The organism is Thalassotalea insulae (genome assembly GCF_030161395.1).
GTDB lineage: Bacteria > Pseudomonadota > Gammaproteobacteria > Enterobacterales > Alteromonadaceae > Thalassotalea_E > Thalassotalea_E insulae.
Map to the genome: position 1 here is coordinate 2,810,209 of NZ_BSST01000001.1, position 23,793 is coordinate 2,834,001.

At 38.4% G+C, this 23,793-nt stretch carries 18 protein-coding genes, 1 tRNA gene and 1 pseudogene; 11 read left to right on the forward strand and 9 right to left on the reverse strand.

Annotation, left to right across the window (positions count from 1 at the left end):
- Position 1: 1 nt before the first annotated feature.
- Together QQK06_RS12730 and QQK06_RS12735 are read right to left on the reverse strand one after the other, a co-directional pair.
- Entirely contained in the window at positions 2-3,070 is a 3,069-nt protein-coding gene (locus tag QQK06_RS12730) for an efflux RND transporter permease subunit (protein ID WP_284245088.1), read from the reverse strand.
- Between the two features lie 9 nt (positions 3,071-3,079).
- Positions 3,080-4,180: an efflux RND transporter periplasmic adaptor subunit gene (locus QQK06_RS12735; RefSeq protein WP_284245089.1), complete on the reverse strand. Its 1,101-nt coding sequence runs from the start codon at positions 4,178-4,180 to the stop codon at positions 3,080-3,082.
- Between the two features lie 137 nt (positions 4,181-4,317).
- On the opposite strand from QQK06_RS12735, the gene QQK06_RS12740 reads away from it, so the two are divergent.
- The 3 genes from QQK06_RS12740 (at position 4,318) to QQK06_RS12750 (ending at position 7,137) form a co-directional block, all read left to right on the forward strand.
- On the forward strand, positions 4,318-4,938 hold the full coding sequence (locus tag QQK06_RS12740) for a TetR/AcrR family transcriptional regulator (protein WP_284245090.1): 621 nt from the start codon (positions 4,318-4,320) through the stop codon (positions 4,936-4,938).
- A 128-nt stretch (positions 4,939-5,066) separates the two neighbouring features.
- Positions 5,067-5,153: transfer RNA gene (locus QQK06_RS12745), tRNA-Leu, on the forward strand.
- A gap of 1,021 nt (positions 5,154-6,174) precedes the next feature.
- Complete coding sequence (locus tag QQK06_RS12750) at positions 6,175-7,137, forward strand: hypothetical protein (RefSeq protein WP_284245091.1); 963 nt, start codon at positions 6,175-6,177, stop codon at positions 7,135-7,137.
- A gap of 65 nt (positions 7,138-7,202) precedes the next feature.
- On the opposite strand, the gene QQK06_RS12755 is transcribed toward QQK06_RS12750, so the two are convergent.
- From QQK06_RS12755 to QQK06_RS12770, 4 genes are all read right to left on the reverse strand, one after another.
- Positions 7,203-8,495 carry a DUF6575 domain-containing protein gene (locus QQK06_RS12755; protein WP_284245092.1) on the reverse strand — a complete coding sequence of 431 codons (1,293 nt, stop codon included), beginning with the start codon at positions 8,493-8,495 and terminating at the stop codon, positions 7,203-7,205.
- A 1-nt stretch (position 8,496) separates the two neighbouring features.
- Entirely contained in the window at positions 8,497-8,895 is a 399-nt protein-coding gene (locus QQK06_RS12760) for a hypothetical protein (protein WP_284245093.1), read from the reverse strand.
- A 42-nt stretch (positions 8,896-8,937) separates the two neighbouring features.
- Complete coding sequence (locus tag QQK06_RS12765; RefSeq protein ID WP_284245094.1) at positions 8,938-9,639, reverse strand: DNA-methyltransferase; 702 nt, start codon at positions 9,637-9,639, stop codon at positions 8,938-8,940.
- A gap of 153 nt (positions 9,640-9,792) precedes the next feature.
- Positions 9,793-10,338 carry a DUF3631 domain-containing protein gene (locus QQK06_RS12770; protein WP_348541184.1) on the reverse strand — a complete coding sequence of 182 codons (546 nt, stop codon included), beginning with the start codon at positions 10,336-10,338 and terminating at the stop codon, positions 9,793-9,795.
- Between the two features lie 29 nt (positions 10,339-10,367).
- Here QQK06_RS12770 and QQK06_RS12775 point away from each other — a divergent pair.
- A protein-coding gene (locus QQK06_RS12775; RefSeq protein ID WP_284245095.1) for an IS3 family transposase occupies positions 10,368-11,494 on the forward strand; the annotation gives its coding sequence in 2 pieces (ribosomal slippage) (positions 10,368-10,593 and positions 10,593-11,494; 1,128 coding nt in all).
- Positions 11,495-11,604: 110 nt separating this feature from the next.
- Here the strand turns inward: QQK06_RS12775 and QQK06_RS12780 are convergent.
- The 3 genes from QQK06_RS12780 to QQK06_RS12790 all read right to left on the reverse strand — a co-directional run bounded on the left by QQK06_RS12780 (position 11,605) and on the right by QQK06_RS12790 (position 14,604).
- A complete protein-coding gene (locus tag QQK06_RS12780; protein WP_284245096.1) occupies positions 11,605-13,371 on the reverse strand; it encodes a YcaO-like family protein in 1,767 nt (588 codons plus the stop codon).
- Between the two features lies 1 nt (position 13,372).
- On the reverse strand, positions 13,373-14,338 hold the full coding sequence (locus QQK06_RS12785) for a SagB/ThcOx family dehydrogenase (RefSeq protein ID WP_284245097.1): 966 nt from the start codon (positions 14,336-14,338) through the stop codon (positions 13,373-13,375).
- A 65-nt stretch (positions 14,339-14,403) separates the two neighbouring features.
- The gene (locus tag QQK06_RS12790) at positions 14,404-14,604 is read right to left on the reverse strand and encodes a hypothetical protein (protein ID WP_284245099.1); all 201 of its coding nucleotides are present in this window, start codon (positions 14,602-14,604) and stop codon (positions 14,404-14,406) included.
- Positions 14,605-14,831: 227 nt separating this feature from the next.
- Here QQK06_RS12790 and QQK06_RS12795 point away from each other — a divergent pair.
- From QQK06_RS12795 to QQK06_RS12825, 7 genes and pseudogenes are all read left to right on the forward strand, one after another.
- Positions 14,832-15,969 (forward strand): annotated as a pseudogene (locus tag QQK06_RS12795) (IS3 family transposase); the annotation flags it as partial.
- Between the two features lie 363 nt (positions 15,970-16,332).
- Entirely contained in the window at positions 16,333-16,896 is a 564-nt protein-coding gene (locus QQK06_RS12800) for an RNA polymerase sigma factor (protein ID WP_284245100.1), read from the forward strand.
- On the forward strand, positions 16,893-17,510 hold the full coding sequence (locus tag QQK06_RS12805) for a hypothetical protein (RefSeq protein WP_284245101.1): 618 nt from the start codon (positions 16,893-16,895) through the stop codon (positions 17,508-17,510). Before QQK06_RS12800 ends, QQK06_RS12805 begins: the two co-directional genes overlap by 4 nt.
- A complete protein-coding gene (locus QQK06_RS12810) occupies positions 17,507-18,037 on the forward strand; it encodes a PDZ domain-containing protein (protein ID WP_284245102.1) in 531 nt (176 codons plus the stop codon). Before QQK06_RS12805 ends, QQK06_RS12810 begins: the two co-directional genes overlap by 4 nt.
- Before the next feature lie 201 nt (positions 18,038-18,238).
- Positions 18,239-20,461 carry a DUF5916 domain-containing protein gene (locus QQK06_RS12815; protein ID WP_284245103.1) on the forward strand — a complete coding sequence of 741 codons (2,223 nt, stop codon included), beginning with the start codon at positions 18,239-18,241 and terminating at the stop codon, positions 20,459-20,461.
- Between the two features lie 610 nt (positions 20,462-21,071).
- Complete coding sequence (locus QQK06_RS12820; protein WP_284245104.1) at positions 21,072-21,419, forward strand: hypothetical protein; 348 nt, start codon at positions 21,072-21,074, stop codon at positions 21,417-21,419.
- 192 nt (positions 21,420-21,611) lie between these two features.
- Positions 21,612-23,726 (forward strand): alpha-amylase family glycosyl hydrolase, encoded by a 2,115-nt coding sequence (locus QQK06_RS12825; protein ID WP_284245105.1) that lies wholly within the window; start codon positions 21,612-21,614, stop codon positions 23,724-23,726.
- Positions 23,727-23,793: the final 67 nt, after the last annotated feature.

The window sequence follows — 23,793 nt, forward strand, 5'->3', positions numbered from 1 at the left end:
ATTACGGTGTTTTAACTTTATAAAAGGCCGCATAAATTATTGGTACTAAGCCTAGTGTTAAGATGGTACCGATAGCTAAACCAAAGGCGATAACACTCGCCATGCCGTAAAACAATGCATCTTGGCCGATAATTAATGGCAATAACCCCATTACCGTAGTGATAGTCGTCATAGTGATTGGTCGTAGCCGTGTTAGACATGCATCGACTACCGCCTGATATTGATTTTTACCTTCTGCTAATTCAATTTTGATGCGATCAATGAGTACAATAGCATTATTGATAATGATCCCTGCCAAACTATATAAACCGAGTGTGACCATAAAGCCAAATGGCGCATTTAATAAGTGCAATCCAATAACAGCACCAATAAAGGATAATGGGATCGTTAAGGCAATGATCGCGGACTGACGGAATGAGTTAAATTGCGCCACTAATAAAATGAGTATTATCCCAAGTACGATTGGCATATTGGCACTAAGCGCCTTTTGCGCTGCTGCTGATTCTTTGATCACGCCGTCATATTCAATGACATGATTCACTGGCAGATCTTGGCGCAATTGGTCAATTTTTTGATCGATAATGAGTTTTAAATCTTCTGCCGCCATTTCAGTATTGCGCGCCTGAATACTTACGGTACGGAACATGTCTTCATGATGGATCACTGAAAACTGATTATAGGGTTTAAAAGTCGCTACCTGAAATAACGGCACTGCTTTACCCGTTTTTTCCGAATAAATGCTTAACGTTCTTAAGCGATCAAGATTATGGCGTTCTGCATCTTTCGCTCTGAGAACAATTGGAATAATTTCATCTTGCTCTCGATATTCAGTAATTTGTGCTCCAGAGAAATAAGCCTGTAACGCCTGAGCGATATCGTTGGAACTGAGTCCCGCTCGTTTTGCTCTGTGCTGATCTATCTGGACATTGACTTTGGCAATTAGGTTTTCCCAGTCGTTTCTAATATCTATGGTATTAGGCACCTGATGCAGTACGTCCATAATTTGCTGTGCTTTTTGGTAAATAACCTTGCTGTCAGGGCCCTTGACCTGAATCTTAATTGTGCTTGAATCTGACGGCCCTAAAAACATTTTTTTAACGCGAGCCGAAACATTTGGAAAGGTTTGTTCAATTTGCCGATCTAACAGTGCCACTTTTTCACTGATGTTAGTGCCAGTGGCAACATTAAGGACAATAAAACCTTTGTTATCGGCTGGATCTTCTGGATTAAGTGATAATACAAACCGCGGACCACTAAAGCCAACATAGCCGGAATAGCTTTCAATAAATTCAAATTTATCAGGCTGATTTAACCAGACGAAAATATCCTGCATCTGGCGATTGGTTTCTTTGGAAGATGTACCGTTAGGCAAATCGATATTGACTAAAATTTGTGTGCGATCTGAATCGGGGAAAAACTGCTTAGCAACAAACTTCATACTGAAAATAGAGACAAAAAATAACGCCACCATCAAACCGGCAAATAGGGCTTTATGACGTAATACCCAATGTAGAAAATGCTCATAATAATGATAGAGCTTATCCATCAGCCCCTCATTGCTTTCTGTTGACTGTTCGCCATTAACAGTTGGGTGCTCCTTTTTGATAAAGTAGAAACAAAGTAGCGGCGTCACACATAAGGCTAATATCCAACTGGTAAGCAAGGTAATTAAGATCACAAGAGAAATTGAACGGGTATACTCACCGGCAACATGTTCGGCGAGCATTAGCGGTAAAAAGAATAACACGGTAGTAACCGAAGAGCTTAATAAAGGAATGGCCAGTTCTTTACTGCCTTGTAACATTGCCTGAAAGCGTGCTGTACCTTGTTCGATCCGGCGCTTAAAATCTTCAGCAATCACTATACCGTTGTCAACTAATAAACCAAGCGAAATAATCAAGGTCGCTAGACTCATACGCTCGAGCTTAATGCCGCTAAACTGCATTATCGATAAGGTCGCCAGCATAACGCATGGCACAATTGCTCCGACGATTAAGCCGGTTCTAATTCCTAAAAATAGTACAACAACCACTAAAACAATAGCCAGCGTTTGTAAGACGCTAATTGAGACACCTTTTATAGTTTTTTCTACTTGCTCTGCTTGATAAGTAGCAACATTTAGCTGATAACCAATAGGCAAGGTATTCGTCGTCGCGTTAACCTGCTTCATCATTTTCGGCGCATAATCCAAAATGTTATAGCCAGGTAGCATTGAAATGGCAAAGAATATCGCGGGTTGACCGTTGAAATAAGCAAGCTTAGTTGGGGGATCGACAAAGTCACGTTTAATGGTAGCGATATCTTTTAATGCAATAAAACTTTCGGTATTGGGGATATTTAACTGGGTATTTTCTATATCAGCAATATCGAGGTAATTGCCTGATGGCTCAACGATAAAGCTTTTTGTGCCGGTATCTATTTCTCCGCCTGAACGAATGATATTCTGGCTTTGCAATTCATTGATTATTAATCTTGGCGGAATGCCGAGCTGTGCCAGTTTGGTATTGGAAACTTCAACAAATATACGCTCAGCTTTTTGCCCCATGATTTCAATTTTTTTTGTACCCTCAACCGCATATAGTGTGTCTCTGACATGTTGAGCGATGTCGTACATTGCTCCCATATCAAAGCCATCAGCAGTAAGTGCTAAGGTGATGACGGAGACATCGCCAAATTCATCATTAACAAATGGGGCAGATGTTCCTTGTGGCATTTTTTGATGGGCGGTACGGGTCTTATTACGTAAGTCCTGCCAAATATCATCGAGGTTAAAATACTTATCATAAATTTTGACATGAACGACTGATAAGCCGGTTGATGATAACGATTTTATCTCTTTAACTTCTGGGATTTTACGGATCTCTTCTTCGAGCTTTTTGGTCACAAGCTGTTCAATTCTTTCCGGTGCCATCCCTGGAAAGGCGGTACTGACAATCGCCTCTCGTATGGTAATAGTTGGGTCTTCCTGAGCGGGCAGGGTAAAGTAAGCAAAAACACCGTTAATCAGTAATAGCCCAACCACCAGTAATACGGTTTTACGATAATTAAACGCAATTTCAGTTAAGTTCATGTCAGTTCCTTAATTGAATCGTGCGACTGATTTATCTAATAATGTGACGCTTTGGCCATCTCGTAGAAAGGCAACCCCAGCAGTGGCGATAATATCTCCCTGTTTTAACCCTTTAGATATAAAAACCTGATTACCCAAGATGTTTTCTTTTTGAACTAGCTGTTGATGAACAACACTGGATTGTTTATCAAAGACAAAAACATAAGATTTTTGCTCGAGTCCGGCGCGTAGGGCGCTGATAGGAATGGCAAAGGTTTTACCTGTATAACCAGTAATACCTTGTCCGGCAAAGGTAAAATCGACTTCAGCGGTCATACCCGCGCGAAGATTGTCATTTTCTTCAGCTAATACCACAGTGATAGGAAAAGCGTTGGCGGATTCTGCGCGAGTTCCTATTTCATTTATACGGCCTTGCATGGTGACTCCGGCTAATACTGGAAAACGTATAGTTAAATTATCATTTAAGGTGATTTGTTGGATCAGAGTTTCCGGGATTAATACTTCTACTTCCAAGCCATGGTTGCCTTCAATTTCAAACGCTAATTGCCCAGTATTAATCTGTTGTGAAGGTTCAATTAGTCGTTTGGTAATTTTGCCATCATATGGTGCCAACAAGGTGCTGTCTTGTAAGTTCTTGCGGGTGATATCTAATTGTGCCTGTGCAACATTCACCGCACTATTAGCGGCGTCATAGTTAGCTTTGGCATTGTCATATTCCGACTGTGAGACTAAGCCTTGCTTAATTAAGGTACTAAATCGTTCAAAGGCGCTTTTTGCTTCACTTAATGCTGCTTGCGATTTATTTAACTGAGCGTTGGCCGATTGTAAGCCTAGCTGAAAATTACGTTGATTTAATTGCGCCAGCACCTGGCCTTTTTTCACTACTTGGCCGAGTTTTACTGCAACAGAGTCTATTTTTCCAGGTACTTCAAAACTTAAACTGGTTGATTCTACTGGTGCGACAATACCCGATAACGTGCGAAGCTGAGTTAGATCGGTTTCACTCACTTTGGTCCAGGCGATTGGACGAATGTGCGTTTCCGATGGTGCTTGCTCTTGTGTACAACCTAAAATCGTTAATGAAATCAGTAGGAATAATAAAGTACGCATAGTGTTTCCAGTAATAGTGTTTATCCTTAAATAAAGATAAAAGCAGAGTTAAGTTAATTGGTACTGATGAGTACCGAATATTATGGTACTATGTAGTACCAAAGTCAATTGATTAAATAGTAATAGCTGGTTTGATTATGGTAAGCGATAGAAAAATATGCCAATTAACGTTATCGGAAAGAGGAAAAAAGATCCTTGCTGTTGCCCAAAATTTGTTTCTTGAGCACGGCTTTGATCATACTTCTCTGGAAATGATCATCAGTGAATCAGGAGGCTCAAGGCGTTCTATTTATGATGAGTTCGGTAATAAACAAGGGCTGCTAATGGCAGTGATGAAACTAAAAATCAATTCCCAGCTCGACGTATTAGCGTCAATTGATTACCAAAAGCCGATGGATAAAGCGTTAAAAGATATTTGTTCTCGCTTTGTTCAAGGTTTTGTTTCACCAACTATGTTGTCACTGTTTCGTCTGGTTGCACAGTTAGTGGTAAAAATCCCGGAAATTGGCGAGCTCATTTATCAGGAGGGTCCGTTAAGAGGAGTAACTCCATTGGCTGATTACTTACAACACTTGTCTGAACAGGGACAATTAGCGATTGATGAACCACATTTTGCGGCACAAATGTTGATTGAAATGTGTAAAGGCCGGCTGCATATTCAGGCAATTTTGTTACCTAATCATAGGATATCTCAGCAAGAAATTGAGCAGCATGTGGATAAGGCTGTTAACGTGTTTCTCAAAGCCTATAGTCGCTAGTTGATAAAGTAATTGAATAAATTATCAACAAATAAACGCCTGATAGTGAAAAACTATTGCGTCTGTAAGGATATTTCGTATAATGCCTGCCACTTCAATTACTTTCGGTAATTGCTAGTCACTGTGTCGCCGGAGTGGTGGAATTGGTAGACACGACGGATTCAAAATCCGTTGCTTTTGCGAGCGTGACGGTTCAAGTCCGTCCTCCGGTACCATTATTAAGACCTTGCTTTTGCAAGGTTTTTTTATGTCCGAAATGTACTAATCTTTATAATCTTAAAGTATCTATAAATCCATGTAGACCTAATGTAGACCCTACGTGATATACCATTCACAGTTAAATTTTATTACTTATTTGAGTTTCTGGAAAGGTAGCTATTCTCCTCCTTAATAAGTTGTTCAATATTGCTCGGGGTATTCATCACGTCATTGATGACTGATCCGTATATTCTCTTTATTAACCGATATATCAAGTAGGTAACGATAAGTCCTAACAGTGTATAGGGGATGAAGTAACATACTAGTGCTATTAGCATTAATACGATAACAGTCACTTCAATAGCATATACAACCTTAGCGTAAGCTGCTTTTAACGTGCTTGAGGTAGAGTTAATCATAGTGATTTCCTTATAGTATGGTGTTGATAATTAGGGGTTAAAATGGAGCCGCTGAAAACGACATATGGCAAGTGATATAGAGTAGTAATAGTTGTGACTACCAAAAGGTATATTGTTAGCTGAATAGCTTATGGTACAAAGCCATGTGTCTTTTGAAGTGGCAGTTTGGTTTTATTGGATTGCTAGTGCCTGTGTTCTATGACAATAGGGAAGTGATAATGTCGTTTATGTCCTTAAATACAAAAAGAGCGAAGCGATAGTTGCTTTAGTCCAATATTACGGAGTAATAAGGTAAATGAATATATTTATACCCGGGGGCAAGTTCAGAGGGCACCCCCTATATTATATATCGCTAATTACCGCACTAGGGCTACAGCTAATAGAATTTAAAAACAGTAATATCTATATTAAAGCTGCCAATTTGTTATGGTATTTATACTTATTTGACCTAGTCTACAGACGAATATATTAAGTACTCTAAATTTCTCGTAAATTCAAAACCATGTTTTATGCAGTTTTAGCTATAAAAATTAGTGAGTTACTCTTATATTGTTGTTAACATTAGTTTTAATTTAATTATTTTGGTTGCAAAAGCTCTAGTTCTAATAAGGGAATGATAATGAAGTTTGAATTTGGAGACCTGTATAAGTTCATCGTTTCATTAGGCGTAGTCTTAATAACTATATCGATAACAGTGCCTTGGCTCTTTTTAAGAGAACCTTTTGATTTATTAAAAACAGAAGTTGAGATTAAAGCTTTAACAGAAGTAGCACAGAATGTTCTACACAAACGACAAACTTTTGTTTCCTACATATTTACCTTTTTGCCATGGCTATCATTTATAGGTTCAACAGCTGGGATCATCTTTATTTATTTAGGTTTGAAAAAGTGGCAAACCAATCAAAACTATATTGATAGAAAGACAAAGATAGAAGTTGAAATTCAAGAAGGTGCTCTTAGAGAAGCTACTAAGGATGAAATTCAAGAGAAAATAGCTGGTGAAGCTGAAGAAGCTCTTAAAATGGAGAACAGTGAAAATAAAAATGAATTTGGCTCATTCCATTCAAGTCAGGATGACTCTGAAAGTAAGAATGTAGTAGGGTTCAGCACCAGTAATAGATCAATAAATAAATTTACAAACTCGTTCAACAGTATAGAAAATATTATCGCTAATAGATTGTCAGCAATATATCGTGATAGGTATTTAGTTAAAGCTGATATGAGGTTAGGAAACTTCGAAGTTGATATCTTGTTGCAAGGCAATAGCTTACTAGTAAAGGACTATGTTATTGAAGTTAAATATATAAGAAAAGGTTTCAATTTTGGCTGGTTAAAAGAGGCTTTTTTGAAAAACTTATATATGCAAAATGAATACGCTAGAGCGACTAATAAAAAAGCAAATACTTTACTTCTAATAGTTCTAGCTCCTGAAGCTCAAAACGAAGCCAAATATTCTCAATTATTAGAGCGGCTAAAGTTAATTGAAGTAGGTAGAAATGGCAAAGATATAGTTCGCATCATTAATGAAGCAGAATTAACTGAACTTGACGACATAAGTTTAAAAGGTAAATTAAGTATTTAATGCCTTAAAAATCCATATTTGGAATGTTGACGCTTACATCGTCAAAATAATAAGAGAAGCAATAATTATTGCTTCTCTTTAGATTGAAACCTAAATTTAGCTAATTCAATTTGCCACTTCTTAAGTGTTTTAGCTCTTCTCTCTGCGGTATCTTTACTAAGCGACGGACATTGCTCTATAAGAAACTGAGTGGCAGTATCAGGATCTAACTCCTCAAGTGTCTTTTTATTAGCCCATTTAAGCCAAGCCCAACCACATTCACTACTTTCGAACCTTATAGAAGCAATATTCATTTTTTGATCTTTGCTTAATTTTTCAAATTGATAACCAACAGATTGAATGGAGTTGTTTTTAGCCAATAAACCTAACATTCTTGCTGCATGGAGGTAGTACGCTACTTGCCTATCTGTTGTTAAATCAATGCTTTGAGGCGTTATGAAATCCCCTTTGCTTTTTAGTTCTACCACTTTGAAAACTTTGTATAAATCATTGGCTTGAGGAACGAGAGCGCTAGATATCAATGATGAAGATTGATCTTTTAAAGTACTTAGAGCACTTCTTGCTTTCTCTTCTGAAATATTGAGTTCAGCTTCAAACAAGTCTTCTTGGCTAAATTGAATTCTAACTTTACCGTCTATGACTTCTTCAAGGAGGTTCTCAATAGCTCCTATATCAGCGCCTATCTCGTTTAAAGCAGGAAAGGGGTCGTCATTTTCATTTAAAATCTTAAAAACTTGAGAAATGATAGGTATACATTCTTTAATCTTTGGAGACTTAAGTCTAATAATGAATGAACCTGTTCTTGCATCAACAGGAATTAAAGGAGAAGGAGTATAGTCGAGCTTTTTGAGAATTGACTTATACAAGTTAGAAAAAGCGTCTGATACCTTTGCAACAGCTCCAAGAGTTGGCTTAGTTTTATTAGTAGAGCCTCTAACATAAAGTTCTGAAATATTCTCTAGTGACTTAACTTCAAAAGTCTCTTGACCTGTATCGCTTTTCTCCAGATAGAAATCGCTAGGTGGTAATATCTCTTCTGTAACTTGATTAGGAGACAATGCAACTATTTCAGAATGCATGTTGGGGTTAAAAAAGGTTCTGACCCTAAAGAGTATATCTTCAGGGTAAGTATATATATCCCTTAGTTTTATTTTTGCAGAATTCAACAACTCTAACTTTTCTTCACTTATTGAAGAGTACAACCAGTGATCACTTTCATTATCTGTGTCTATCCAGAAAGCGATATAATTATTTCCTGCCCCGTTGGTTGCGTTAAAAAGTCTTGGTCCTTCGTAATATTCGTATACGTGGGATATTTCTAATTTACCAAAATAAGGTGTGTTGGGGAGAACTGACATGCTAAACCCCATCCAGAACGCTAAAGTTATTTTGAGGTTGTGCAGTTATTTTGTACCACACGGTGTGATGGCTAGGTCTAAATGTATTAAGCATATTTCCACATGACGGTGTAAGCTCTCCTATAGCAATTAGCTTTTTTCTTAATTTAGGAAATAGTCTTCTTGTTTTCTTTATATCTTCAAGTTTCCAAAATTGAGACGTTCCATAAGAGCAAACAAACTCAAGTTCCGTATAAGGCTCTCTTAAACACAATCCATCTTCTCTAGATGTTGCAAAATCAGCTCTTAATGGCGGATTATGACAAACAAGTCGATAAGATTGCCCATTAGCTGGACTTGATTCTTGTGGAGGAACATTTTGAGGGTAATTAGCTGGCCACTCGGTCACTGCTTGATTCATAATAATGCTATTAATCCCTTAATAATTATGAGCCTATTTATATCATTTCTTATCGAGGGATTCAATGTTAGCGAATCTCTCTGATGCGTGCTTAATAGAGCTATCGGATAGATCATTACCATAAAAAGATCTACTTAAAGCTAAAGCAGAGACACCTGTAGCTCCAGAGCCCATGAAAGGATCACATACAATTTCACCTTCAATAGTACTTTGCTTAATTAGTATGTCCATTAATTCTACGGGCTTTTCTGTTGGGTATCCTCTATAAACTCTAGGGACAGCTAAAACGTCTGGAATTGATAAGTCGTTTAGCTTTTTCTTACCTTTTTCAAAGAATAAAACAAATTCATATCTAGCTCTATAATGGTATCCCATGCCGATTTTCATTTTGTCCCAAACAATCGGTTTCCAAAACTTAAAGCCACATTTTTCAGCTATTGGCTTAACAATAAAAGCTGTTTCTTGATCACACAATAAATAGAAATGGGTATTTTTCTTTAATACTCGATAGATTTGTTCAAATAGCTCTTCAAACCTTGAGTTTGGGAATATAGAAAACCATTCATTACTTGATGATTTACTTTTTTTTAACCTAGTTGTTGTGCCAACTTTTCTATGTTTTTCCAATGATTCATATGCAGGATCTGTTACGACTAAATCAATGCTTTCTGTTTCTATATTCTTCAAGAAACTTACAGCGTCATCTTGACTAATGATTAAGTCCTTTTCATTCGCGTTTATCAAATTCTGTCCTTAAACCACTGCATAAAAAAACAGTATTCTAGGTTTTTTAGCCTAAAGTATCAAACTCTTTTATATTTTTTGGGGGTAATGTATTGAATTATAAGTAATACAAAAGCCACTTGTTAGTGGCTTTTGTTACGTATGTTACGTATGTTACGCCTCTGTAGAAGACAAGGGCACATACCTTTCAATAACATCCATAAAGTCCATATGGTAATAGCCTTTCTTGGTTTTATCGTCGAATCTGATAGTAGAAGGCTTAATATTGAAAGGCTTCAATTTGTTGCTAAGTTGGCTAGGTGATATCCGTTTACCTTTATTAAATGTTAACCATGGTTTCTCATCATCGTTACACAGTTGAGCTATTAACTCTTCTGTAGTGATTCGGTCATCTTCATGAGCATTTAGAATAGTAACAACATCACTTAATAGCTCTTCACCGATTGAAGGTGTTTCTTGATTACAGCCTGAAAGTTCTATTGCAGATGACTTCGCCAATTCATACCAATCGTCACTTACTAAGTTGGCTATAGCAAATAGAGGCTCCCAGTTGTCTTGTGCTCTATCATTTAAGCCTGTTACGTCTTCATAGTTGTGATTTATAAAGTTTGAAGTGTTATCTATTGCCCACTTAGCAAGCTTACTTCTAATGTCTTGAAAAACGTCTGATCTTCCCCTAACAATGTAGACATCTTTTATTTAGAAAATGAAGTATGATGAGAGATGTTATGAGTAATAATAAATATCCCCAAGAATTTAAAGACGAAGCTGTTCGCCAAGTGGTTGATAAAGGCTATTCTGTGCCCGATGTTGCCAAGCGATTAGGCATTTCCGATAAGTCCCTGTATTACTGGGTCAAGAAAACTAAAGTACCAGCCAAGAAGTCAGCAGAGCAGGAAGAAATCCGCAAGCTAAAAGCTGAGTTAAAACGCGTGACTGAAGAGCGGAATATATTAAAGGAAGCCGCCGCGTTCTTTGCAAGCGAGTCAAGGAAAGATACGCGTTCATAAAATCACGACTCGAAGTCTACCGCGTCAAAGCAATGTGTCAGGCATTAAATGTTCACCGTAGTGGCTTCTATGCTTGGCTCAAACAACCACTATCTAAACGTGAGCAAGAGAACCAGAGGCTGCTTGAGCGCATCAAGGCAAGCTATGTTGAGAGTGGTGGTGTTTATGGCAGTCCACGTATTACGCATGAATTACGCCGTAAGGGAGAAACGTGCGGTGAAAACCGTGTAGCTCGTCTAATGAAGCAAGCCAAGCTAAAAGCTAATATTGGATATAAAAGGCGATACTTCAAGTCAACTGTGCCCGCATTAATAGCAGACAATCACCTTCAACAACAGTTTGTTGTTAGTGAGCCAGATACGGCTTGGGTAGCCGATATTACCTATATCAAAACCTATGAAGGCTGGCTGTACCTTGCTGTAGTACTTGATTTATTCTCGCGAAAAATCATTGGTTGGTCGATGCAACCGAACATGAGTAAAGATATAGTGATCAAAGCACTATTAATGGCTGTTTGGCGCAGGAACCCAAAACATGAAGTAATAGTTCACAGCGACCAAGGCAGCCAATACGCGAGCTGTGATTACCGTGAATTCTTAACGGCAAACAACCTAGTACCGAGTATGAGTCGCCGAGGACATTGCTTAGATAATGCGGTAGCAGAAAGCTTTTTTCACTCACTTAAAACTGAGCGTGTTAAACGAAAAGTGTACGAGACTCGTAATGATGCTAGAGCAGATTTGTTTGATTACATTGAAATGTTCTACAATCGTAAGCGATTACATAGCCACCTTGGCCATGTGTCTCCCGAAGAGTATGAAAATCAGTATTTAACTGGAAGCTAGAAGTCTACAAAATCGGGGGAAGATCAAATGGTGATCTATCGCCAGTGGAGTATGAAGAAAGTTCCTTAAGAAAAGTGTCCTGAATTAGTTGCGCAGAACACTGGGAGTCGTTAGGCAAAAAAATGAACAATATCGCCTGCCAAGATTTCCTTTTCCACTGCTTCATTAATAATATTGCGGATACATGACATTCCGAGAGGTTCAGCCTGATAGCCAAAAGTAATAGGTATCAAACCTTCGGATATTACCCGAATAACTTTTATTCTATTCGAATATTCATTTATATCTTTAGGATGTAACTCTCGATAGTAAAGTTTAATTCCATTTTCTCGTGTTTTGCTTAAGATATTTTCCAATGAGTTTGAGAAATCTGATTTTGGATAAGTATCGGAGTTTTCAAAAAAGTGGGATATTTTATTAAAGTTATAGCCAGAAAAATAAAATTTCCCATGGTCTTGAGGGGTTTTTATGTGTGCTTTATCGTCAATTAATTCAATGTTTATTTTACTATTAAGTATTTTATGAGACATACAAATAAACACTTCGGAAACCGCTTTATCTATTGCTTCAATTGAACAAGGGTTACAACTAGCACCAGATGAAAATTTGTAAGACTCATCTTCAGATATACCTATAGCCAAATAAGTTGGAAACAACCCCATATGTAGCACAAATACATTTAGGCTAATATTTACACTTGATAATATATTTCTAACTGCAGAAGTGAATGGTGTCTCATCATCAATTTTAAGTTTTGGAGGGGGAGTATTTGAATACCAATGCCTCAAAAGGGCATCTCTCTCAATAAGCTCTAAAAGAGCGCTTTTAGTGGCCTCTTCTATAGATGTGTGAGCTGCGATACCACTAGAAGAACTTATGCTTCTAGTGCAAATACTATTGCCATCAAAATCACCATAATAAACCATTTCAAGAGGGCAAAGATAAGTTTCACCTTCAAAGCTCTTTACCTTTACCCAAGACCTCTCCTCATGTGCTTCTTTTATTGCTACATTCCACTTAATATTCTGAGCTTCAGTATAAGAGACTAAATTGTCTATATTAATAACATTGTTCTTTTTTTTAAGGAACTTCTCACTTCCCTTTATGATGTCATCTGGAAGCAACCTTGAGCAATAACGTTCATACCCTTCTATTGTAGCTTTACTCACAGCTTCTGAACCGCTTATCCCTGTACCAAACTGAGTTTCATCAGCGTCATCGGAAAACGTAATTAATTTATGTGATGCGGCAGCGAAATGACTTAGGATATCACCTTCTTTATTGCGAATTATCCAATGATCAATGTAAGGCTTTATGACACCAGTATCAATAATATCGTCAAAGATTACACTCCAGTAATTCTCTTCATTGTCTACAATCGAGTTAAAAGGTTTGACGAATTCATTTTTGAGAAATTCATACTCATAAATTCCATGAATTTTGGTACGTAACTCAGAAGAAGAGAATATATCTGAGCTCACAAACTTAAGTCCTTCTCCTTTGGTGACTAGTTTGATTATTGTCGCTTCATATTTTCTGCTAATAAACTTTGTGAAATTCTCTACTTCAAGTTGCTCATTAGCCTTACTAAACAATGAAACAAATCTGCCAACTCTGAAAGCCGACGTTGTATCATCAATGCTATGACAATAAAAAGGAGCGATTGCATTTGAATTTTTACTTTTGCATTTGGAGAATAGAGTCTTATTTATTCCTGATTTATGAATACGGTTAATACAGAATTCAGTATTCTTGGTAAAATATGAAATTAAGCCATCATCCACTTTTGTATAATCGAAATATGCATCTGTCTTGGGTTCATAAAAAATAATTCTCTGATGAAAAATAAATACGTCGAGGTCCTGCCTAAAATACATATTAAGAGCCTACTCGTGCAGATATTAAGGGGATAAGATTTTTATGATTTATGACACTGGATAGAAAATAGTCAGGATTAAACCCACAGTACTCACAAAATTTAAGATTGACATCTTCACAATATAAATAAAATGATTGCATCAAATGACCTGCTTCAAGGAACAACATCTCAAAAGCTTTGTTTCCATATTTATATCTGACCCTTTCGTAGTCCCCAAAAACGAAAACCGAAATACTATCGTCATTTATAGACTCATCATTAAACATTTTTGACTGACATAGTTTGTCATTACATTTAATTTTGATTAACTGTTGTGTAACGCGCCTCCACTCATAAAATCCTGTTTTCAAGACACTTAAGTCTGATGGAATATAAATAAATATTTTTAATGGATATAACCCGCCAGGAGAAGGAACGCCCGATGTTAATAAGTTTACTTTATTATCTTTAGTTAAAACACCGTAGCAACTCACCAACATTTTCAGAATATGTGTATCAACTTTGGGCCACAAACTCTGTTCTCTTCGGCTAGTGCGTGATAAAAACAAACTTTCTAAATAACTTGGAGAATCAAGAGAATCTATATTTATTGCCTCCTCCAACTGGTAATCAAGGACTTCTATATTAGCAACATGAGAATCTATATCTTGATACGAGCGGGGTCTAAATAGCTTTTGAGGATTTCTAGACCATTCAGAAAATATGCTTCCAAGGTCAGTTTTATCTACAATAACTTTATATTTTTGAAGAAATTCTAGTACTTTTAACTCTGATTGAACTTCAACATTCAGTACATTATTCAGAGTATTTTGACCATTGCATTTTGGAAGGATTTGCTTCAATGCACGAGTTGCTTTAGAGCAATTTAATTCCACTATTCCATGGGGGGTGTTAAAAGTCCATACTCCATTTTCAAACCAATAACCACAGGCCAGTATTGGTGTATAATCTTCGTATAAATCCATTAATAAAACCTAGTTAATGGCAAGCCCTGCTACTTATAAGGAATGCCATACAAATAATTCTAACTTTACTTATAAAGTTCTCTAGATTTATCTAAAAACTCTTCAGTTCTAAAGTTTTCTTCTTTATTAATATTACTTGCCGATGAATTACCATTTGAAGAGTTACCACCTGTGCTTCCTCCACCGCAACCTCCACCGCCTGAAGATTTACCTACACTTCCGCCATCGACACTTTGGTTCTTGTACTTAGTCACTTTAATTTCCATAAGTTATTCCTCATTCACTTGATTTAAAAACCATTAACAACTTGTTTATAAAACAGCCAACCAATGTAGATGTCAATATCTTTTCTCAATTTTTCATTATTGAAATAAGCTAATGTTTTGAAAATGTATATTTTGAGCGTACTTAAAATTGTGATCTGCTTTAATCAAACAGGACACTTTAATAATGGAATATAATCCAATTATTGAGGTGTTAAATGACAAAATGAACAAACAGAAGTTACACGGCTGAATTTAAACAAGAAGCCGTCGCATTAGTAACCGAACAAGGCTACAGCGTACCGAAGGCCGCAGCATCTTTGGGTATCACGGATAAATTACTTTATAACTGGAAAGCCAAGCTTGAAGCAGAGCAATCAGGTGCTAGTTTAAATGCCTATGAGCGGGCTGAACTGCTGAGGTTACGCAAGGAAAATAAAGAGCTAAGGATGGAAAAAGAGATATTAAAAAAGGCCAGCGCCCTCCTGCTAAAGGAAACCAAGTAACGTACAAAACGATAAAGCAGCTATCTTCTGCATTTCCAGTAGTTAAACTCTGCCAGATTATGAATATCAGCCGCTCTGCGTATTACGCTTGGCTCAAGCGGCCAGCTAAAATCATCACAGCAGAGTAACTGAACTTATATCGAAAGGCAAAGTACTTCTTCGAGAAAAGTAGAAATAGCTTGGGTTATCGTGAGCTTAGAAAGAAATTACGCAGAGAGGGCTTTAATGTCAGTGATTATGGCGTTCAAAAGTTAATGGCAACACTTGGCTTAGTGGTTACTCAACGAGTGGCCTACAAGGTAACAACTAAGCGTAAGCACAGTGATGCTGTTGCTGATAATTTGTTGAACCAGAACTTTAACCCTGTCGCTCCAAATCAAGTGTGGGCTGGTGATGTGACCTATCTTAGAACTGGCGAAGGTTGGATGTACCTAGCCATTGTTATGGACTTATATTCTCGTCGTATCGTTGGTTGGCATATTGATAAGCGCATGACGACTGATTTGGTAAGTAAGGCGATGATTAAGCCTATAACTTACGCCAACCACCAAAGGGGCTAGTGTTTCACTCAGATAGAGGTTCACAATATACCAGTAAGCGATATCGTCATTTACTGACAAATTATGGTATCAGATCCAGTATGGGCGATGTTGGTGCGTGTTGGGATAATGCGGTTGTTGAACGATTCTTCGGCAGCCTAAAACATGACTGGTTACTAAAAGTGCCACAACCGACTCGTAATCATATGAGAAATGATGTAACTGCGTATATGCGCTATTACAACTTAGAACGGCTTCATACAGCTAATGGTGCTCTATCGCCAGTGGAGTATGAACAAAGTTCCTTAAGAAAAGTGTCCTGATTTAGTTGCGCAGAACAATTTGTTAATATTGAGTTAGATACTACAACCCTTCAATTCAAAATCCGTTGCTTTCGAGCGTGACGGTTCAAGTCCGTCCTCCGGTACCATTCTCTTACTGAAGAGAAACAGAAACCTGCCGATGCAGTTTTTTTTGTTTCTACCCCTTTTAATTAAGTCAAGCCCTCAAAAAAGTCTTGCTAGTGGTTATTGTTGCACACTCACAGGTGTAGTAACTTCTACCCAGCTGTTTTTTAGCGTGAGTTAAAAAAATATTTAATACTATGCGACGTTTTAAGCGAAGCTGGCATCTTTAACTGTATGCAGCATAATAATTCGCCTTTTCAGCAGTCAATAGAACCCTCTGTGATCACTAGAGCTCAGAGGGGAGATCTGAGTGCTCATGAAAAGTTATTTATCCAATTTTCAACGCCGGTATTTAATCTGGCGCTTAGACTTTGTAATCAGAAAGAACTGGCTGAAGATGTACTGCAAAACACCTTTGTTAACGTTATAAAAGGAATTGATGGTTTTCAGTGTCAGGCGCCGTTTGGTATGTGGCTGAGGAAAATAGCGGTTAATGAGTCATTAATGATGCTTAGAAAAAACAAAAAGTTACCCGACTTTATCGCATTTGATAGCATGGAGGACTTTGATAATGTCATTGAGTTAGGTACGCAGGGAGCGACACAAAGCTGTGGTATTCATCAGTATCAGGTTCAATCAACGCTGGAAAAAACGTTGGCAGAATTGCCGGATGCGAGTCGGATTGTTATTTGGCTGAAAGAAGTAGAGGGCTATAGTCATCAAGAAATTGCCGAGTTACTGGGAAAAAGTGAAAGTTATTCTAAATCGATATTATCCAGAGCGTTTAAGAGTCTTAGCCGTTGTTTTGGTGTAACCGATGAAGCGGAAAAGGAGAAGAGTTGATGCATGCCAATATGTCTGAGCTATTAGCTGCAAGAGAGGGGGAGTTAGGACTCGCCAGCGCCCATATAGCTCATTGTGCTGTTTGCAAAGCAGAGCTGGCAAAGCTTGAAGGTATTGCCGAGCAGTTACGTCAGCTACCGAATGATGTTCAGTCTCAAACCGGTTGGGATGATATTGTTAAAGCACACAAGCAATACACCAGTGAATATAAAAATAGAGAATCTGCCCCATTAATTAGGTCGATATACGCGTTGGCGGCATCAATAATGATCGTAGGTTTTAGTGCGATATTAAGTTTTACTCCGTTAAATGAATCGTCAAAAGATGATTTAATATCGGGGTTGCAGGCTGAATCTCGTGCCCTTGAATACACTTTGGCTCATTATCAACCGAGTGAGCAGCACTTAACTGCTGCGCAGCAATTTAAACTGGAACAAATGCAATGGCAGTTGATGATGTTGGACCGTCGGTTAGTGGAAACACAATTACAACAAAATTTAGTTCAGCAGAAAAGTTTATGGCAGTCGCGAGTCGAGCACCTTTACGATATGCACGCGGTTTATTCCTCTGAGCCTGTATTCAGGCAAAATCACGAACGAAGAGATGTATTATGAAATTAGTAAATATTGCCATTGCTAGTTTGGTTGTTGTCATTATTGCGAGTAGCCCACGAGTGCTTGCCGAACAAGAGCAACTGAGCAAAGAGCAACAAGAGCAAATTAAGCTACTACGTGATGAACTTGAATTTCTTGCCAGTAAACTGCTTAAGTTAACGGGTGAAAATGAGTATACCCTGAGTCATCCCGGGCATGAATTAATCCATTTTGGTGCGTGTGGCGAAGGAACTTCAGACGGTATTCGTATTAACTGCGTTTCACCACATACCGCGGCGTATAATATTGGATTAAAATCCGGCGACCTGTTAACAGAAATTAATGGTGTTAAGCTAGATAAAATGGAAGCTGAGCAAGCTTATCAGTTGTTTTCTGCCGAAATCAAAAAGCTGAAAAGTGGTGATGCGGTTAAGATAACGTTTGAACAAAAAGGCGTGCTAAAGCAGGGGAAAGACACGATTAAAAGTATCTACTCTCCCGGGTATGAATTTAAAGTGAGCGGCAACCCGAAAAAAAATACTGATTAACTGCGGCTGCTATTTTTCAGCACTTTAGCCCTTCAACACCATAAAAATAGTTATGGAGATAATATTGCCAAACAAATTCTCTTGTTTGGCGAACCGGCAGAATAATTTTCAGGTTTATTGAAGTTTAATTACCAGCGCTGCGACGAATTTACTGCGGCGCTCATCTTTAATTATCGACTCCCATAAAACAGGTAATTAAAGTTGAAATTCATCCCGAACATTATTTTTATTTTCGCATTGCAGATTTGTTTTCAGGTCAATGCAATCGTCGTCGATGGAAAGCTTGACGACATCGAGTGGCAACAGATAAAAGCAGCTGAAAACTTTACCACGGTCACACCGTTTTCTCTTACTACGCCGGATTATAAAACTGAAGTTAAGCTCTATAGCGATGACAGTGGCATATATATCGCCATAGTTAATCATCAACCTAAGTCGGTGCAGCGAAGCAAACGAACCGCCCGAGATGCGCATATGGACGCCGACTACAATAATATCGTATTGGATTTTGATCATAGCGCACTGAATGCTTATAGCTTTACCGTAGCGAACGGTGGGTCTATTGAAGATGGTATTTATCGCAACGAAAATGATTATAGCTACGAATGGAATGGTGTTTGGTATTCGCAAACCTCGTCTGACGATGAGCATTGGTATAGTGAAATTCATATTCCTTGGGATGTTGCCCCTATGGCCAGTGTGAGTGAGTCAAAAAGAAAAGTTGGCTTGTATGTTTCAAGACATGTTGCCCACCTTGCTAAAACTTATGCTAATGCGCCAATCAAATACAATCGCCAGCGATTTATGTCTGATTTTACTCAGGTGGTTATCGATGATCATTCCACCTCCTCATTGCAAACCTTTGGCTACGCTTCGATTCGGCGAGATATGGTCAATAATGAATCATCGATGGATATAGGGCTGGATCTTTTTTGGAAGCCGACAAGCAATAAGCAATTAAGCCTGGCATTTAACCCTGATTTCGGCCATGTGGAAAGTGACGAGCTGGTTGTTAATTTTTCACCTACAGAAACGTTTTTTTCTGAAAATCGGCCATTTTTTACCGAAAATCAGGGCCTATTCGACGTTCGAGGAACAGAGTCGTTACGCCTGGTGCACACCCGCAGAATTGGTGCGAAACCTGATGTTGGCAACAGTATTGATGCGGATTTAAACGGTGCTGTAAAATTTACCAGCGTAGGAGATAAGGTTCACTATGGTTTTTTCTCGGCAATAGAAGACAGTGATGGGCAGGCAAAAGGACGTCGCTTTTACACGGCTCGAGCGATTACTAAACAAAGTGATTACAGCCTGGGCTATTTGCTTAACTATACAGACAGGCCTGACATTAATAGAACGGCGACGGTAAATTCGGTTGACTATAGTTATGATTTTAATAAGGACATTAAGCTCAGTGGTCAGGTGATTCAATCACAAATAAACATCAACACTGAAGATAAAAACGATTCGGCCAGTTGGCTTAAACTGGAACATCAGCTTAATAATAACTGGACGCAAACCATGCAGTTCAGTTATTACGGCGACCAATTAGAAGTGAATGATTTGGGCTACCTACCGCGAAATGACTTGGTCTCAGCAAATTATGTCAATAGCTGGAAAAAGCCAATTGTAACGGCAGAGAGTCAGCTCAAAGAATACATGATTAATTTTGAGGTAGAGCACCAGGAAAATACAGAGGGTCTAAATATCGCCACAACGATGAATATTGCCAATACCTGGTCGTACAAAGACAGTAGCAGTATTATGGCAAAGTTAACTCTTGATAACGGCGGTCACGATGACTTGCTGACACGAGGGAACAATGTGTTGGCAAAAGATGACGGTCATCAATTGGAATTACTCTATTATGGCGCGAACCAAAGTCAATTCAGCTATCATCTCAATGCTAGTATTTATAACCAGTCGGTTCGGGGTAAAGGTTACACGGCACATCTACACTCGACCTATTTCTTTAATGATAATTATTCTGTTGATTTTGGCGGATGGTACACTGACGCCGATAATTGGCTGATCTGGCAGCAAGCGAATGAAATTATTGGCTATTCAAGAAAGCAGTTTTTAACACGTCTTAATTTTAATGCCGCCATAGATGATAAGCAGGAACTCTCGTTTAAATTTGAATGGCTTGCATTAAACGCAACAGCTCAGGCTAGCTATGAGGTTGACGGTGATGGCCGGCTAATTTCTTCACAAAACGTACTCGATGATTTTAGCCTTTCGGATACCGCTATCCAGCTCAGGTACCGCTATGAAATTGCGCCGCTTTCCAATATTTATCTGGTTTATAGCCGGGGGGGTAGTGCGCTGTTAGCAGAAACGGATTCATTTAATTCGCTCTTTCGCCAAGGTTGGGATGAAAGACAGGGGGATAATTTCTTGGTGAAAGTCAGATATCAGTTTTGATTAGTAAATTAGCGCTTATGACAATAAGGTTTTATCGCCTGATATATCGACATTAATAAATTGAATACTTTTAAAATTTAAATCTATGGCGTTGCTATTACATAAACCTGTATTGATGCAGGTTTTTGTACCTAAGCCTTTCAATTATTTGTCAATTCATCTAGTTTACTTATCGGAATAAAAACCTAAAAAACTGAACTTTATTCTATTTTTATTGCCAGATAGGTTTCTGCCTTATTAAGGTGGAAGTAAACTCTCTATCATGGATTGGTTGCATAACTAAAATTCTCAATAGTTATTATTTTCCTGGTTATTAATGGGAAGTGATAAGCACTAATTATCCTTGGTAGTTATCGAATAAATAAAAGCTGATTTTGATGGCTTTATATCTTAGAAAATAATAGACCGATATCAGCTTTGATTAAAAAAGAACATATTACCGCATGCCTTTTGTTTTGCTTATTTCACTTGCTCATAGTTTTTACCTACCTGAAAAAGAAATAAAAAAGATCAAATTGTCTGTAGTTATCTTTATACAAGGTCAATTGAGAAAATCAGCGAACGTAAAATTGATTTACAGGCAGTCAATGATGATGTCGACAATGCTAATGTGATTACCATTAGTGCAGACATACAGCTTAATGAAGATATTAGCCAGTTGCTAGAGAAAAATAAGGAGCTGGAAAATATAGCGCCTGATGAACAAGTAACAACACATAAGACTGAAAAAGCAAACAATCCAGACCATGTCTCGACTATGGCCAGTGCTTCCTCTTATCAGCAGTTAGCAAAATTGCGAAGTTCGATTAATGCGCAAAAAATACAAAACAACCTGCATGGGCTACAAAGGTTTAAGTCGGCATCTGTGATGACGGCAAATCCCGACCTGGTGCTACACTCGATCACGAAAATGACCAAGGATTTTAGGATGTACTCCGAGGGGGCTCTATATAGCTAATCATTATTTCTACCCTTCCTTATCAGCATCATAGGCCATGAAACATGTGTTTTTATTGCTGAATACGTATGCAGTTCATTGCTTAGTTTCAGGGTTCTCTGTTACATATTTAAACCGTTAGTTTGATTTTTGTGCATAACTGGCTAACTAACAAAGAACCCTGCAATTATTACAATAACCAAAGGCAGCAAAATGAAAAAAAATACCCTCGGCTATTTAGCCGCTATGATGTCAACCGTGCTTAGCTTTCAGGCATCAGCCGAAGCGGATACCTCAGTTAATAATAAAATCAATTATGGAACTGATGTCGTTTACCAGATAGTTACCGATCGTTTTGTTGACGGTGATACCAGCAATAACCCATCAGGTGCTTTGTACGATAGCAGTTGTGCAAATTTGAAAAAATACTGTGGTGGTGATTGGCAAGGCATTATTGATAAGCTCAACGATGGCTATTTTAGCGAAATGGGGATATCGGCATTATGGATATCTCAACCGGTAGAGAATATTTATTCGGTATTAAATGATACTGCTGGCAGTACCGCTTATCATGGCTATTGGGCGCGGGATTTTAAACGCACTAATCCATTTTTTGGTAGTTTTGCTGATTTTGATAACCTGATTCAAACCGCGCATAGCAAGGGCATTAAGGTGATTATTGATTTTGCGCCTAACCACACTTCACCAGCGTCTGAATCAGATACCAGTTATGCCGAAAACGGTAAATTATATGATAATGGGGTATTAGTGGCTGCCTATACTAATGATACCGATAAGGTTTTTCATCATAATGGCGGTACTGACTTTTCTACCATTGAAGATGGTATCTACCGTAACTTGTTTGATTTAGCCGATTTTAATCATCAAAACACGACGTTAGATGCATATTTAACTGATGCAATTCAGCTGTGGTTGGATAAAGGTATTGACGGTATTCGGGTTGATGCTGTGAAACATATGCCGCAGCACTGGCAAAAAAAATGGATGGATAGCATTTATGCTCATCAGTCAGTATTTTCTTTTGGCGAATGGTTTTTAAGTGAAGGTGAGGTTGATCCAGCAAACCATGAATTTGCCAACGAAAGTGGTATGAGCTTGTTGGATTTTCGTTTTGCCCAAAAGGCGCGTCAGGTATTTAGAAATCGTACTGAGACCATGTCTGATTTACATGCCATGATTGCCGACACCGATAGTGCCTATAACGAAGTCATCGATCAGGTCACTTTTATCGATAACCATGATATGGACAGATTCCATGAGCCTACCGCCAATCAACGTGAGTTAGAGCAAGCGTTGGCATTTGCACTAACTGCCCGAGGTGTGCCGGCGATTTATTATGGCAGCGAACAGTATATGACTGGTTATGGCGATCCAAATAACCGAGGAAAAATGACGTCGTTTGATCGCACTACCACGGCTTATCAATTGATTAAGGCTTTGGCGCCATTGCGTAAAACTAACCCAGCACTTGCTTACGGTGATACCGAGCAGCGCTGGCTAAATGATGATGTTTATGTTTATGAACGTCAGTTCGGTGACAATGTAGTACTAGTGGCGATTAACCGCAGTGAAACTACCAGTTTTTCACTTAATGGATTATACACAGATATGCCGGCCGGCACTTATACAGATGTGTTATCCGGTTTATTAAATGGTGAGTCTATAACGGTTGCCGCTGACAAGAGTGTGTCTGCTATTACCTTATCGGCAGGGGAAGTTGGGGTTTGGCAATATACAGCACCAACCAACAGCGTTAATTTAGGTCACGTTGGACCCATGATGGCGCGTACTGGTCAGCAAGTGACACTAGATGGCAGAGGTTTTGGTGGTCAAATGGGTCAGGTGATGTTTGGCAGCCAACAGGCAACGGTAGTTTCCTGGGAAGACAGTCAAATTGTAGTCAATGTACCACAAGTTGCTGCTGGGCAATACGATATTAAAGTTGTTGATAGTAGTAATAATGCCAGCAATAGCTACGATAGTTTTGAAGTGCTTGATGCTCCTCAGGTTACCGTTCGTTTTGTTATTCATGATGCCGGCACCGACTGGGGGCAAAATGTTTACTTGGTGGGAAATCAGGATGCATTAGGCAACTGGGATACTGCCAAGGCTATTGGACCATTGTACAATCAGGTGATGTATTCTTATCCTAGCTGGTATTTTGATGTCAGTGTGCCAGCTAATAAGGCAATCGAATATAAGTTTATTAAGTCTGATGGCACGAATGTGACTTGGGAAAATGGCAGTAACCATAGCTTTACTTCGCCGGTGAGCGGTGTCACAGAAGTTCAGGTGAATTGGCAGTAATCGTTTCTGATGAGTCTCAGTGATAAAGCAATTAGCAGAGTAGTAATATTATCTATTACTCTGCTGT

What these genes read in the sequence shown, in the direction of transcription:
- QQK06_RS12825 (WP_284245105.1), top strand. Translation starts at nt 21,612, where the DNA reads ATGAAAAAAAATACCCTCGGCTATTTAGCCGCTATGATGTCAACCGTG.
- QQK06_RS12755 (WP_284245092.1), bottom strand. Translation starts at nt 8,495, where the DNA reads ATGTCAGTTCTCCCCAACACACCTTATTTTGGTAAATTAGAAATATCC.
- QQK06_RS12785 (WP_284245097.1), bottom strand. Translation starts at nt 14,338, where the DNA reads ATGGATTTATACGAAGATTATACACCAATACTGGCCTGTGGTTATTGG.
- QQK06_RS12735 (WP_284245089.1), bottom strand. Translation starts at nt 4,180, where the DNA reads ATGCGTACTTTATTATTCCTACTGATTTCATTAACGATTTTAGGTTGT.
- QQK06_RS12730 (WP_284245088.1), bottom strand. Translation starts at nt 3,070, where the DNA reads ATGAACTTAACTGAAATTGCGTTTAATTATCGTAAAACCGTATTACTG.
- QQK06_RS12790 (WP_284245099.1), bottom strand. Translation starts at nt 14,604, where the DNA reads ATGGAAATTAAAGTGACTAAGTACAAGAACCAAAGTGTCGATGGCGGA.
- QQK06_RS12780 (WP_284245096.1), bottom strand. Translation starts at nt 13,371, where the DNA reads ATGTATTTTAGGCAGGACCTCGACGTATTTATTTTTCATCAGAGAATT.
- QQK06_RS12750 (WP_284245091.1), top strand. Translation starts at nt 6,175, where the DNA reads ATGAAGTTTGAATTTGGAGACCTGTATAAGTTCATCGTTTCATTAGGC.
- QQK06_RS12810 (WP_284245102.1), top strand. Translation starts at nt 17,507, where the DNA reads ATGAAATTAGTAAATATTGCCATTGCTAGTTTGGTTGTTGTCATTATT.
- QQK06_RS12760 (WP_284245093.1), bottom strand. Translation starts at nt 8,895, where the DNA reads ATGAATCAAGCAGTGACCGAGTGGCCAGCTAATTACCCTCAAAATGTT.
- QQK06_RS12740 (WP_284245090.1), top strand. Translation starts at nt 4,318, where the DNA reads ATGGTAAGCGATAGAAAAATATGCCAATTAACGTTATCGGAAAGAGGA.